Source organism: Actinacidiphila paucisporea (assembly GCF_900142575.1).
In the GTDB taxonomy this organism is placed as follows: domain Bacteria; phylum Actinomycetota; class Actinomycetes; order Streptomycetales; family Streptomycetaceae; genus Actinacidiphila; species Actinacidiphila paucisporea.
In genome coordinates, this window is the sequence record NZ_FRBI01000038.1 from 1 (window position 1) to 12,657 (window position 12,657).

11 protein-coding genes are annotated in these 12,657 nt (G+C 69.7%); 6 read left to right on the forward strand and 5 right to left on the reverse strand.

Features of this window, described 5'->3' with window-relative positions:
- The first annotated feature begins 236 nt into the window (after positions 1-236).
- Positions 237-1,034 carry an SMI1/KNR4 family protein gene (locus BUE44_RS32810; RefSeq protein ID WP_073502673.1) on the forward strand — a complete coding sequence of 266 codons (798 nt, stop codon included), beginning with the start codon at positions 237-239 and terminating at the stop codon, positions 1,032-1,034.
- Between the two features lie 477 nt (positions 1,035-1,511).
- Here BUE44_RS32810 and BUE44_RS32815 read toward each other — a convergent pair whose 3' ends face one another.
- From BUE44_RS32815 to BUE44_RS37245, 3 genes are all read right to left on the reverse strand, one after another.
- Positions 1,512-1,979, reverse strand: coding sequence for a hypothetical protein (locus tag BUE44_RS32815; RefSeq protein WP_073502674.1), 468 nt, complete (start codon positions 1,977-1,979; stop codon positions 1,512-1,514).
- Between the two features lie 135 nt (positions 1,980-2,114).
- Positions 2,115-2,774 carry a GNAT family N-acetyltransferase gene (locus BUE44_RS32820; protein ID WP_073502675.1) on the reverse strand — a complete coding sequence of 220 codons (660 nt, stop codon included), beginning with the start codon at positions 2,772-2,774 and terminating at the stop codon, positions 2,115-2,117.
- 1,734 nt (positions 2,775-4,508) lie between these two features.
- Positions 4,509-4,661: a glycosyltransferase family 4 protein gene (locus BUE44_RS37245; protein ID WP_143172638.1), complete on the reverse strand. Its 153-nt coding sequence runs from the start codon at positions 4,659-4,661 to the stop codon at positions 4,509-4,511.
- A gap of 248 nt (positions 4,662-4,909) precedes the next feature.
- Here BUE44_RS37245 and BUE44_RS32825 point away from each other — a divergent pair, with 248 nt between their 5' ends.
- Positions 4,910-6,985: a WD40 repeat domain-containing protein gene (locus tag BUE44_RS32825; RefSeq protein WP_073502676.1), complete on the forward strand. Its 2,076-nt coding sequence runs from the start codon at positions 4,910-4,912 to the stop codon at positions 6,983-6,985.
- 390 nt (positions 6,986-7,375) lie between these two features.
- Here the strand turns inward: BUE44_RS32825 and BUE44_RS32830 are convergent, their stop codons facing one another.
- Together BUE44_RS32830 and BUE44_RS32835 are read right to left on the reverse strand one after the other, a co-directional pair.
- Entirely contained in the window at positions 7,376-7,906 is a 531-nt protein-coding gene (locus BUE44_RS32830) for an alpha/beta fold hydrolase (protein WP_235002701.1), read from the reverse strand.
- 373 nt (positions 7,907-8,279) lie between these two features.
- Positions 8,280-8,918, reverse strand: a complete 639-nt coding sequence (locus tag BUE44_RS32835; RefSeq protein WP_073502677.1) for an ISAs1 family transposase — start codon at positions 8,916-8,918, stop codon at positions 8,280-8,282.
- Positions 8,919-9,210: 292 nt separating this feature from the next.
- Here BUE44_RS32835 and BUE44_RS32840 point away from each other — a divergent pair, with 292 nt between their 5' ends.
- The 4 genes from BUE44_RS32840 to BUE44_RS32855 are packed head-to-tail and all read left to right on the forward strand — an operon-like array spanning position 9,211 to position 12,540.
- Positions 9,211-9,708: a hypothetical protein gene (locus BUE44_RS32840; RefSeq protein WP_073502678.1), complete on the forward strand. Its 498-nt coding sequence runs from the start codon at positions 9,211-9,213 to the stop codon at positions 9,706-9,708.
- A 3-nt stretch (positions 9,709-9,711) separates the two neighbouring features.
- Entirely contained in the window at positions 9,712-11,565 is a 1,854-nt protein-coding gene (locus BUE44_RS32845; protein WP_073502679.1) for an alpha/beta hydrolase, read from the forward strand.
- Between the two features lie 7 nt (positions 11,566-11,572).
- Positions 11,573-12,034, forward strand: a complete 462-nt coding sequence (locus tag BUE44_RS32850; protein ID WP_073502680.1) for a hypothetical protein — start codon at positions 11,573-11,575, stop codon at positions 12,032-12,034.
- Positions 12,031-12,540, forward strand: coding sequence for a hypothetical protein (locus BUE44_RS32855; protein WP_073502681.1), 510 nt, complete (start codon positions 12,031-12,033; stop codon positions 12,538-12,540). The genes BUE44_RS32850 and BUE44_RS32855 overlap by 4 nt, the downstream gene beginning before the upstream one ends.
- Positions 12,541-12,657 lie beyond the last annotated feature (117 nt).

Here is a 12,657-nt window from a genome sequence, read left to right on the forward strand (position 1 = left end):
TGACCGGCCGCAGCGCGGCGCGCCCTGCCCATGTGGACCACCCGAATGCCTTGTCCCGGAGGGACGAGGCATCAGGTGTCTGTGACGCTCAACCGCCATGTCACCCCCTGCCTGATCGCCTGTTCGCCCCCGGGTGTCGAGGGCTCGCAAGCACCGCGACCTGGTAGACCGGCGGACCTGCGCTGCACCTCGTTCTCGGCAGGCTTGTTGTCGGTGCGGTGCGCTTCACTGCCGCCATGGAACTCACGCAATCGACGCTCAACGACCTGCTGGCCCGAATCACCTCCCCGGGCGGGTGTCTGCACCTGCCCTCGGATGTCGACCCACACGCACTCGTGGAGTTGCTGGACGGTCGCTACGGTGCCCCGCGAACCCTTGTCCTTGACGGCTTCACGGATCCGACCGCGGATGAGTGGAGCGGCGCGGGGTTGCTGACCGGCCTCGAAGGGCGGGGGGTGACGATACGGGCATGGGCGTACGGGGAGCAGTGGATCGGTGCGGGGACGGCGCGGGACGCGGAAGGCGTCGTCCGGCCGGTGCTGGCGACCGCGCCGCGGCGCACGCAGGCACCGCCCGTGGGGCCACTGGGCCAGGATGAGGACTGGGTCGACCGGCTCGTCCGCGTCACCGGCTGGACCCCCTCCTCGCGACGGCAGGACGTCGACTGGGCGCGGATCGAGGGGCGCCTGGGATCGAGACTTCCCGGTGACTACAAACGCATGGTGGCGACCTTCGGTGTGGGCGCCTTCGACGGTTACCTCGACCTGAACCAGGAGCCGTGGACGCATCTGCGGGAGGACGGTCTGCTCATCTGGGCAGGCACCGAACACGAGGACCTGTACTGCTGGCGGGTCGACGGCGGGGACCCGGACCGCTGGCCCGTCGCGGTCCGGACCTTCGACAACCGCGACGTCCTCTTCGACTGCCCGGCCGCGGAGTTCGTCTGCCGCATCCTCCTTGACCGGCACCATCCGTTCACGATGGCCCGCTACTTCGACACCCACTGGTTCCTGAGCTATCAGGACGGCTTGTGATCCGGCCCCGCTGCCAACTGACCGCTGGGGTGGATGTTCCGGGTCGCGGAACGCCCCTCGACCGCGGGGTTCGCCCCGGGCGAAGCCGTTACCCAAGAGCAACGACCCTCTACGCCGTGTGCGTTTCCGAAATAGGTGCAGGTCACAGGACTGCTCGTAAGCAGGACAATCGTTGGACGAATGCGGTCCGCAGTGCAGTTCCGGCGGGTTAAGCGGCCGGCCAGCGCCCTGCAAACGGTGGTCTGACCTGGCAGAACAGCCGAGTAACGAGCCGATTGCACAGTCCAGCCGAGTACTTCCTGCCCCGAAAAGAGCAACGGTCAGAAGACCGTGTGCGATTTGGCAGGTACAGGAAAGGCTCTGACCGGCATTCCTGCTGGTCAGAGCCTTGTTCCGGTTGTGCCCCCGGCAGGATTCGAACCTGCGCACACGGCTCCGGAGACGCGGGCTTTGGAAAAGTCTTCGCATGTCAGACGGCTACCTGACACTCCGTCGGCTCGTGCGGCCCACAAATAGCCCACGCCGCGCCAATGTCCCTGTTTGCGAGCTTTGGTCCCTGTCCTCCGAGTCGGGCCGCCTGTCGTTGTCGTCGTCGCGCTTGGTTCTGCAGTACACCTTCTCTTCGACCTTCCAGGCCGGGGTGGTGCCGGGCCGCTCGGTCGGGACCTGGTCGTAGGGCTGGCCGTCGATCGGCTCGCACAGGGCGGCCGGTGCGCGGAAGTCCACGGCGGCCGGGAGGGCCAGGAGCCGGCCTCGCTCGCTGCTCTGGTGGGGCACGTGGATCTGCAGGTCGTACCACCAGCCGTCCGGCTCCCTGACCCGGGCTTTGACGACGGCGTACAGGCGCTGTCCGTCCGGGAGGGTCACGTCGACCAGCGGCCCGTCGGCCAGCGGCAGCGCAGCCGACTGCGCCTGGCCCTGCTCCTGTTCCTGGTCGTCGCCCACCCCTCCAACCTAGTTCGATTCCCCGTTCGATTCCACGGGTGGAACGCCTTCCGTCGCTCCACCCGGGATGTCCGGTGCCACTGAACCTTGACCGTTTGCCATTGGAGTTTGGCGGGCGGTGCTTGCGCTAGTGGTTCAGTCCTCTGCCTGGCCCGTGAGACCGAAGAGTGGCAAGCAGGGCAGGAGACCGGTGATCGTGGTGGGGACGCGCTGGTGTATCTCCCAGCTGGCCCGGGCCAACCGCAAGCGCCGCATCGTCGTGCGTCGGCCACGGATGCTCCACTGGGCGACGCCGTCGGGCTCGTATCCCAGCTTCTCGGACACGGCGAAGGAAGAAGGGTTGTCTTCGAAGGCGCCCGACAGCGCGTCGGCCGCGCCCAGCCCGGCGAAGGCCAGGTGCAAGATCGCGGCGCGCATCTCGGTCCCGATTCCCTGTCGCTGATGGCGCACACCGAGCCAGGAGGCCGTGCTGACCTGCCGCAGCACGGCGAAGTCACGAGCGGTGATCTCCTGAAGGCCGACGACGCGGCCGTCCGTGAAGACGGCGAGGTTCAGCGCCCAGTTGTCCGGTGCCCAGTTTCCCCGCCGCAGCCAATGGTGCTGCACCACCGAACGTGCCCTCTCGGCAGGCGGCAGATCCGTCCAGGGCACGATGAACGGCATCCGGTCCGGCTCATGGACGCCATCGGCCGCGAGGTCGGCCAGCTGGGCCAGTTCGTCCTCGGAGGGCAGTCGCAGCTCCAGACGGGGAGTGTTCAGACGCAAGCCCAGGAGGGGCCAGTGATCCATCAGCATGAGCCATTGTCCGGTCCGGTCGCGACCGAGGTCACCCGGTTTTCCTCGCAGGCAGGTCCTCGTTCGCCGCCGACCCCTGCCGGTCAAACTCCAATGGCAAACGGTCAAGGTTTAGTGGCACCGGACACGGGAGGCGTTCTACGAACATCACTACAGCAGGTCACAGCCGTGGAACGGTGGAAAGCGGCGGTGGGTACAAGCAGGTGAGCAACTGCCCCGGCTGCTCACCTGCCCGTGTGCGGACCGCTCGGATCGGTCTGGAACGGTCTGGAACGGTGGGTATGGGCGGGGAACTGGGCAATCCGGGTGCGGTGGAACAGCGTGGCCACCCCTTGACCACCCCTTGCCCGACCCCTTGACCACGCTGCGCCGCGGTCGTCCGGCCCTCGCGTTTCTCCTGGACCAGCGGCGGTTGCCCGGCAGGAACAGACCGCGGACAAGGGGGCCCGGGTCACCCTGCGCCCGACTCGCCGGCGAGGCGCGCCGGCGAGCGGAAGGGGGTCGCGGTGGCAGGCGCAGAATCGGGTGCGCGGCGGTGCCGGTGCCAGGTGCATCCTGGAGGGACCGGCTGAGCGGCACGGGAGTGCACTGCTGCGGCACGGCAAAGTACATGGACGCGGCGAGAAGCGGTGTTCGGGCAGTCAGCAGGTTGGGCAAAGTGCACTGCTCCCGGTTCGAACGGCACGGCGGGCTCCGGCTGGTGGCCGCCGGCGGGGTCGGTGTGCGGCGCCGGCCGGTGCCGGGAGCGGGTGTACGGGGCCGGTTACCGATGGTTGTCCGACGGTGATACCGATGCCGCCCCCAAGGGTGCACCCGACCCCCTCGCGCATGGCGGGAGCTTTTGCCCTGGTCAGAGCCCTTGTCCCGACATCACCGGGGATGCCGACAACCCCTCTGCCCTCCACCCTCCTTGGCCGTACCTGGGGGAAGGGGACGGTGCGGCGTAGGCGGGCGGCAGGGCGAGGGGTCAGGGGCGGGTTTGGCCTCCGGCGGGCCCTGGCCGGGCGGCTGGCCGCCGCTGGTTGCGTCGGCCTGGGAAGAGGGCCGGGCCGGGCTGTCGGCGGCACAGGCGACGATGGAAGGCCTCCACAGCACGATCGTCGGCGGGGAGGCGTCAGGTGGCGAACGGGGCAGGCTCGGTGACCAGGCCGGGGGACAAGCAGTCGCGGCGGCCGCGGTCGAGTGTGAGCGACCGGCATGACGCGCCGCGCGTGCTGGGGGTGCTGAAGGTGGCGACCGCGACGCAGATCATGGAACTGGTCCGCCCACCTGTCGGACAACAAGGCGATCCGCAACGCCCTGTTGGCACTCATGGTCGACAAGCTGGTGGTCGCCGAGGGCAGCACGGCGGGTTCGGTGCACCAGACCGTGTGGGTGAGCCGTCGCGGAAGCTGTGGCACCTGACACCGGCCGGCCTGGACGCGGCCGCCGAGAAACTCGGGCGCGAACAGGAACTGATGGGCGGCAACGCCCGCGGCGCGGGTATCGGAGGCGCGCCGCACGCGATGGCCGTCAACGCCACGATCGTGGGCTTCACCCGCGGCGGCAGGGCGGCGGGTGCCCCGGCCGGGATCGGCGGCCTTGAGGCGTGGCACACCGAGGTCGCGCACCCACTGTCCAGCTCCGGGAAGCGCAATGTCCGCGCTCGAGAAGCGGAAGGTGAAGAAGCTCGCCCGCCTGTGGGACGAAGCCGGGACCGCCGACGACGAACGGTGAACTCCAGGCCCGCGCATCTCACTCTGGCGACAGTGGCGGGAGCCGGAGGTGCCACCGCAGCGAGACGCTCGTCACCGCGTGCCGGTCCGCGAGCACCGCGGCGAGATTGTGGGTGCTCCGGCTCGTCCCGCCGAGCCCGTAGAGGTCGTGAATGAGGAACGTGATCTTCACCTGCTCCCGCGTACCCCACCGCGGACGGCCCTACGCATCCAGCAGGCGGAGGCCGTACGTTCCCGCCCCGTGGCGGGCCGACCTGAACGGGCTCGTCCCAGGTGCGGGCCCCGGCGGGTTCCTTGATCCTGGACGGGACCGGCGGGACGCCCCATCGCGGCCGTCCGGAGGATCATAGCCGTCCAGGGAAGAGAGCGCGCCATGGCAGTGCCGAGCGGGGACGACGTCGGACATCGGCGGGTCGGGGCATGACGACGCGGCAGGCGAAGCTGGTGAGCTTCCTGGCTCCGGGCGGCGAGGACAGGGCGGCGTTCGGCACGTCCTGGAGCGCGGACAGCCGATGGGTGGCGACCCGCTTCGCCGACGGGACGGTGCGCGTCTTCGAAGCCCGCACGGGCGTGGAACGCTGCCGGATCGCCGGGTCCCCCAACGTCGTCGCCTTCAGTCCCGACGGACAGTGGCTGGCGATGGGGTTCGACAAGGTGCGGGCCGTGGTCGTCGACGCCGCGACCGGCGCGGAGCGCTGCCGCATGCAGCACGTCGTCGGCACGCCGGAGGAGCGCGGCACGTCCTCCCTCGCGTGGAACGGGAACGGCAAACGCCTGGCCACGGGCGCGGACGACGCGGCCCTGATCTTCAACGCCGCCACCGGCGCGCTGGAACTGGCGTTCCCGTCCGGTGACACCCGGTGGTACCCAGTGAGGTGCGTGGCCTGGAGCCCCGACACCCCGGGCCTGCGGCTGGCCGTCGGTTTCGGCTCGTCGGCTGCCGCGGACACGCAGCGGGGCCTGGTGACGATCTTCGACACCGACGGCGGGATCGTGATGGCGCGGGCCGCGATGACCGGCTTCGTCAACAGCGTGGCCTGGAGCAACAGCGGAAAGTACCTCGCCGCCGCCTGCGGGGACGGGAGTGCGATGGTGGTCCACTCGACCACCGGGACGCTGCGCACCCGGCTCCTTGAGCCCCTCGATCTCGACCACCAGGTGTGGGGCGCGGTGTTCAGCCCCGACGACGCGTCGGTGGCACTGTCCGGAGCCGACTACACGGTCCGCCTCTTCGACGCGGCAAGCGGTGCGGAGAGGTACCGGGTGACGCACGGCTACGCCGCCGGCATCGCGGGTTTCAGCCGGGACGGCCGATGGCTGGCCACGTCGTCGTCCGGGATCGTCGTCGACGCGCCGCCGGGCACGGAGGGCGGCGGGCTCGTGTTCGACGCGGCGACGGGGAAGAAGCTGTCGCTACTGGGCTTCTGTGTGAGCGCGGCGTTCAGCCCGGACGGCACGCTGGTCGCCGCGGCCGGTGGTCCCTCCGACGGCGTGACGCGGGTCTTCGACCCCTTCGCCGACCAGGAGCGCTGCCGGCTGACCCACGGCGGCCCTGTGAACGCGGTCGCGTTCAGCCCGGCGGGCGGCCAGGTGGCGACCGCCTCCCAGGACGGGACCTCCCGGGTCTTCGACGCCGCCAGCGGCACCCAGGGGAGCGGCCAGATCTACAGCGGCACCGTCACGGCCGTGGCGTGTTCGCACCTGGGCAGGATCGCCAGCGGCGGCAGCGGCGGCAAGGTCCGTCTCTGGGACGCGGCCACCGGCGCGGTCCTGAAGGAGCTGGCCCACGGCGGGGCCGTGTCCGCCGTCGCGTTCAGCGAGGACGGGCTGTCCCTGGCCACGGGAAGCAAGGACGGCAAGGCCCGGGTATTCGCGGGTGACACCGGCGAGCCGCGGTTCGAGCTCACGCACGGCGGCGAGGTCGGGACGGTCGCGTTCACGAGGGACGGAAAGTGGCTCGCCACCGGCAGTGCGGACACGGCGGCCCGGATCTTCGACGCCGGGACGGGGACCGGCCACGCGGTACTGAGCCATGCCGGGCCGGTACACCACGTCGCCTTCAGCCAGGACGGAGACTTTCTGGCCACGGCCTCCGCCGACCGGACGGCGCGGGTCTTCGACCGCCAGACCGGCGCCCAGCGGTACCAGTTGACCCACGGCGGCTCCGTCCTGTCCGTCGCGGTCAGCCCGGCCGGCCTGCTCGCCACCGCCTGCGACGACGAGCTCGTCCGGCTGTTCCGCCTCGCCGACGGCGCCGAGCTCTTCCACTGGCAGATCGGCGCCCCGGTGCGAGCGGTCACCTTCAGCCCGGACGGCCGCCGTCTCGCATCCGCGTCCGCCGACGGCACGGCCGGCCTCTTCGACCCGGCCGCCGGCGTGCAGATCCTGCGCCTGGACCACGGACTCCCAGTGAACGCAGTGGCGTTCAGCCCCGACGGGCAGTGGCTCGCCACCGCCTGCGACGACGGAGCCGCCCGGGTCTTCACGGCGGCGTGAAAGCCTCCTTGAGTGCCGCGGGGTGGCAGAATTCCCGGCCGTCCCGGAGGAGGAGGGTGCTCATGGTCGCGACGTCGGAGATCCCAAGGACAAAGTGTCTGTAAGCACTTCTTTGGGCTCCACTGCACGGAGTTCCTTTGGACCGGTCAGGGGCTGGAGGGGGCGTGCGGTGGTGTGATTCACGCCCCTGTAGCAAAGTGATTTGGCCCCACTTCGATGGTAGATCATGTCGTGGTGGCGAGTTCGACGAGGTGCCGGGCCGTGCCGGCAGGATCGATGATCTGATGGAGGTGTGCGCCGGGCAGGTGTGCCACACGCCATCCGCGTTCGCGCGCTTCGGCGGCAAGGTCGTCATACGGAGGCCCGAACAACAAGTAGGAGCAGGGGTGGTCATCCCAGCCGTCGGGGACCGGGATGTGCTGCTCGTAGTAGGACAGCGGCAGGGTGGGCTTGCTCCTCAATGACGGTCTGTCGCATCGTCGGATCGGAGAACATGGGTGCGACGTCTGCCTCGTCCCACCAGTCGGTCCAGCGTGGAAGCCTGCCGTTCACGGCCTTCGGACCGAGGAACTCCAGCAACTCGGGTGGGGCGACAGGGGTCGGTCCGATCAGGGCCGGCAACGCGGCATCGACGAAGATCGAGCTGGCCACCGGATGGTCGAGGCCCGAGCGGATCGCCGGGAGAAACAAGCCTGCATTGCTGTGTGCCACCAACGTGACGGGGCTGCCAGCCGGGACCTGTCGGAGGTCGTCGCGGACGGCACTGACGATGCGGGGCCAAAACGGCGGAGCACCGGCGCCGATGTGCAACAGGGACGGCACCAGTACCTGGTATCCCGCCGCTGCTAGGTGTTCGGCCACGGGGCGCCAGGTCGAGGGGCCTACGGACGGACTGTGCACGAGAACGAAGATCGGCTGCATGTGACGATCCTGTCGCCCATGCCATCGGAGCCGCGACAGTGTTGGCCGACAGCAGAACGCTTGGTTTCGAAGAAGCTCAGGTGCGGCCAAACAGCCCACCCGGTCGAGCCTTTCACGGCTCTCTGACCGCCGGGTGGGGCCAGATCAACTTCTTGCGTTGCAGAGCCACTTCTCGTCCGTACAGGGAGCCCATTCACGTGCTTACAAACAGCGGCCGGGAGGGCTGGGAGGGCCGGGAGGGCCGGGAGGGCCGGGAGCCGGCCCCGCTCGCTGCTCTGGCTCGGCACGTGGACCTGCAGGTCGTACCACCAGCCGTCCGGCCCGCCCTGGCCCGGGCTTTCACCAAGGCGTACAGGTGCTGGCTTGGGGAGGGTCACGTCGACCAGCGGCCCGTCGGCCCGGCGGTGTGCGCCACGGGCACCTGCTCCCATGGCAGGGCCTTGAGCTGGGCGGACGCGGTCGGCTGGTTTCCCTTGATCACCGCGATGTAGTGGGCCTTCTTCTCCTGCACCAGCCAGCGCACCTGGTCCTTGACGATGTGCAGGGCGTCGAAGGTGACCACGGTGCCGGCCAGATCGAGTGGTTCCAGCAGCGGGCGGAAAGCGGCCGTCTCGTTGGTCTTGGCTCCCACTTCCCGCTGGGCCAGGGTGACGGCGGGGGCGTGGGTGACGGCGGACAGCAGGTGCCGGTGGCGCCGCTGTCGGTGTGCGGAGCCGGTCAGCGCCTTGCCGTCCACCGCGATCGCCGGCCGGGGCGGCGAGCCGGCGGCGCGGATGTCGGTGTGGTCGTGTTCGGCCAGGTAGGCGCCGATCGCGGTGTCCAGGGCATCGCCGCCGAGGGCGGCCAGGAGCCGGGTGAGGGTGGCATGGGACGGGGCGCGGCGGCGTCCAAGCAGGTGGCGGCGGATGCCGAACTCTTCCAGCACCGTCGTGGTGGCGCGCTGTCCCCACTCGGTGATCTCGGTGACGGTCCGGGCTCCGGAGACGACCGCGCAGGCACAGATCAGCAGCAACCCGACCAGGGGATACCAGCGTCCGCGACGCGAGCGCGGGTCGGGTACGCGCCGGAGGCGGGCTGCAGGCGACCGGTGTCGTGCTGATGGGGGGCCAGTTTCACCAGGACGGCAGGGATCGGGAAAGATGGAACGGCAGGCACGGGACCTCGATGTGATCAGCTGGCGTAGACACCCTGATGATCACCGGTCTCGTGCCTGTGCTGCTGCCACCTCAACTCCCGCTGAGCACGGACGATCTACGCGATCCCGAAACTTGCAACCGCCCTGTGGTCGGGGAGGGGTGGGGGCCGTGACATTCGAAGCGGAATGGGCCGGGATCAAGCAGGAGGTGGCCGGCGGGCCGGTGCTGACGCTTGCGCACGCCGACGCCGACGCCGACGCCGACGCCGACGCCGACGGCGGGGGTACTCCGGAGGCCACGGGTGGTGACGCGGGCATGGCCTCGGACATCGCCGCGTGGAAGGCCGCCGCCAAAGGTGTGGGCACGCTGGCGGACAACCTGTCGAAGGCCGGCACCAAGCTCTACGAGGCGCAGCAGGGCATGGACACCAGCCTCCAGTTCTCCGACTGCACCTTCGAAACCCTCACGGCCCAGGCCCAGTTGCGCTCCACCTGGAGCGGCTACGTCAACAGCCTGCTGACCCGGTGCGGGGCACTGCAGAAGCAGCTGGAGGCGGCGGGCGCGACCCTGTGCGTCAGCGACGAGCTGGTCAGGGCCGAGTTCGACAAGCTCGACGACGGCTACAACGACACCCCGGCCGTCGGCGGTCAGAACCAGGCGGGCTGACCTGTGGACGTATCCGCTCTGAAGTTCCTCAAGACCGCCCAGTTCGAAGGCCTCGCCGACGGCTACCGCGCGCTCAGCGACATGGCCGACCAGGGCAAGGGAGACATCGAGAACGGCATCAGCGCGAAGATGCGCGTCGCCAAGCTCGCCGGTGTCAGCGCGGACGCAGCGCACCGCCAACTCAGTGAGGTCGCGGAGAACTTCCACTACATCCAGGTCGAATGCGGCCTGGTCAGTACGGCCTTGCGGGCCTTCGTCGCCGACATCACGCCGGCCAAGGTGAAGTTCGACGCGGCCGTCGCGGACGCGGCGGCCCACACGTTCACCGTCGGCGACGACGGCTCGGTCACCTATCCTGAGGGCGGCGAAGACAAGGGCAAGCCTGTCCACGGCGGTACGGTCACCGGCGCCGCCGACGCCTCGGTCCGCGCAATCGACCACCAGGCCGCCCACTTCGACCCCAACCCGCACCACGCCGTGGCCCAGGACATCGCCGACCGCATATCCGACGCCCTGCGCGAGGCCACCGCGGCCGATGACAAGTGGGCGCCGCAACTTCGCAAGCTCATGGCCGACGACGACCTCACCGTCTCCGCGGCGGACTGGGCCGACGCCCAGAAGGACATGGCCGGCGTCGACAAGGACGCCGCGTCCTACCTCAGCCACCTCAAGCCGCCGCCGAAGCACGGCAAGCCGCAGGACAACGCCGACTGGTGGAAGAGCCTGTCCCCGCAGGACCAGGCCGACTACCTGGCCGCCTACCCCGACCGCACAGGCGCCCTCGACGGCCTGCCCGCGACCGTACGCGACGAGGCCAACCGCACGCTCCTCGCCGAGACCCGCGGCAACTACCAGATGCAGCTGGACTCAATACCCCCGCCGCCCAAGGAGGTGTGGGCCGACATCGCGGACCCCTCGGGGCGCGGGGTCCACACCCCGGAATGGACGGTGTGGAACGCGGTGTACGGCGACAAGTACCGGGACCTGTCTCACATCAGGGGCCGGCTCAAGGGTATGGACGCCATCCAGGCCCGTTTCGACGCCACCGGCACCGACGGCCTGCCCGAGGCGTACCTCCTGGGCTTCGACCCCGAGGGCAAGGGCGACGGCAAGGTCATCGTGGCCAACGGCAACCCCGACACCGCGGACCACACGGCCATCTACGTGCCTGGCACGACGTCGAAGCTCGACAAGATCGGCGGCGACATCAACCGGGGGGTGAACCTGTGGCAGGCCAGCAACCAGGAGGACTCCGGCGCGAAGATCTCCACCATCACGTGGTTCGACTACAACGCCCCCGACGACATCCCGGCAGCCACCGACGACAAGTACGCGCACGCCGGAGCGCCCGAGTTGCGCCAGTTCCTCGACGGCAACGCGGCAGCCCACCAGGCGGCCACCGGAAGCCACGCGCACACCACGCTCATCGGCCACAGCTACGGCAGCACGCTGATCGGCGACACCGCCAAGTACGCGTATCCCGACCACCAGGTAGGTGTCGCCGACCCGCTGCCCGTCGACGACGTGATCGCCGTCGGCAGCCCGGGCATGCAGGCCGAGCACCCCGGTGACCTCGGCCTGGACCCCACCCACATGTGGGCGGAGGGCGGCGGTGGCCTCGACCACGTCGTCCGCGACGGCGGCCGCTTCATGGGCCTGGGCGGCGGCGGGAACATCCCGACGGACCCGGCGTTCGGCGGCAACCTGATGGCGTCGGACGCGCACAACCACAGTGCGTACTGGAACATGGACAACGGCAAGCCGTCAGTCAGCCTGAAGAACCAGGCCGAGGTCGTCGTCGGCCGGTACGACAACGTTAAGCTGACACACCAGTCGCCCTACGGAGCACCGAGGTAGTGGGGAAATGAACGATGCGTCCGACCGTCTCGGTTACCAGCCGCGGTTGCTTTCCGCCCGGAATGTGAAAGTCCAGGTTGCCGAACTGTCCAGCGCCGTGCTCGACATGGTGCAGGTCAAGGGAAAGGTGTCCGAGGGCGGACCCATGGCATTGCCCTGGGACCAGGGCGAGGACCCCGATGAATTCCACAACGTCACGCACCTGTGGTCCCTGCACGGCGTGGACGAGTCTGCGTTGGAAGGGGCAATGGCCGCACTCGCCCAACGGCTGCCGGAGAACGGCTGGCACGTGGTGCGCAACGGTCCCGACTCCAGCCGGAACCGCAACCAGGAGATCCTTGCCACCCACCTGGCGACACACATCCAGCTCGAAGCGACCTTCGAGCGGAACACGGACCTCGGGGATCCGCTGATCTCCTTCTCCGTCTACTCCCGCTTCTTCGTCTCCGCACAGGAGCCCGGGCAGTGACGCGGATCGCCGTGGCGTGGCGGGGTGCGGCCGTCGTGGGTGTGCTCGCCCTGGCCGCGGGTTGCGGGGGCGACGGCACGCCCGAGCGCGACGCGGCGACTGTCAGGAGCGAGGTCATGACCCAGTCCGCCGTCGTCATGGACACCGCCCACGTCACCGGCCGGCAAGTGGGCGCCTTCCCGCCGCGGAGCACCCCGACCGACCTGTCGTGCGACGACGACAACGACGACAGCCCCGACCGCGTGCTGTCCCAGATGTGGACCGTGCACTCGAAGGACAACACCGCCCTGGGTAAGGGCATGGCCAACCTGGCCGCGCGCCTGCCCGGGCAGGGGTGGAAGATCGTCAGGAACGGCCCGGACTCCAGCTTGAGCAAGAACCAGCAGATCCTGGCCACCCACCTGGCGACGAAGATCCAGATGGACGTGACCTGGGAGAAGAACCTCCGGTACGGCGACCCGCTGATCCAGTTCGACGTCTACTCGCCCTGCTTCCGCAGCAAGTAGCCCTGCAGGACGCCACCTCGGCGTCCTCGTACGGCTGCGCACCCTCGCGCCTGTTGTGGAAGCGGCTCCGGAGCCGTGTTCGTTGCTGTGATGATCTCGGTGTGGGGCGTGGGGATC

Coding starts and splice junctions, on each gene's coding strand:
- BUE44_RS32810 (WP_073502673.1), top strand. CDS start 237: ATGGAACTCACGCAATCGACGCTCAACGACCTGCTGGCCCGAATCACC.
- BUE44_RS32820 (WP_073502675.1), bottom strand. CDS start 2,774: ATGCTGATGGATCACTGGCCCCTCCTGGGCTTGCGTCTGAACACTCCC.
- BUE44_RS32825 (WP_073502676.1), top strand. CDS start 4,910: ATGACGACGCGGCAGGCGAAGCTGGTGAGCTTCCTGGCTCCGGGCGGC.
- BUE44_RS32830 (WP_235002701.1), bottom strand. CDS start 7,906: ATGCAGCCGATCTTCGTTCTCGTGCACAGTCCGTCCGTAGGCCCCTCG.
- BUE44_RS32850 (WP_073502680.1), top strand. CDS start 11,573: ATGAACGATGCGTCCGACCGTCTCGGTTACCAGCCGCGGTTGCTTTCC.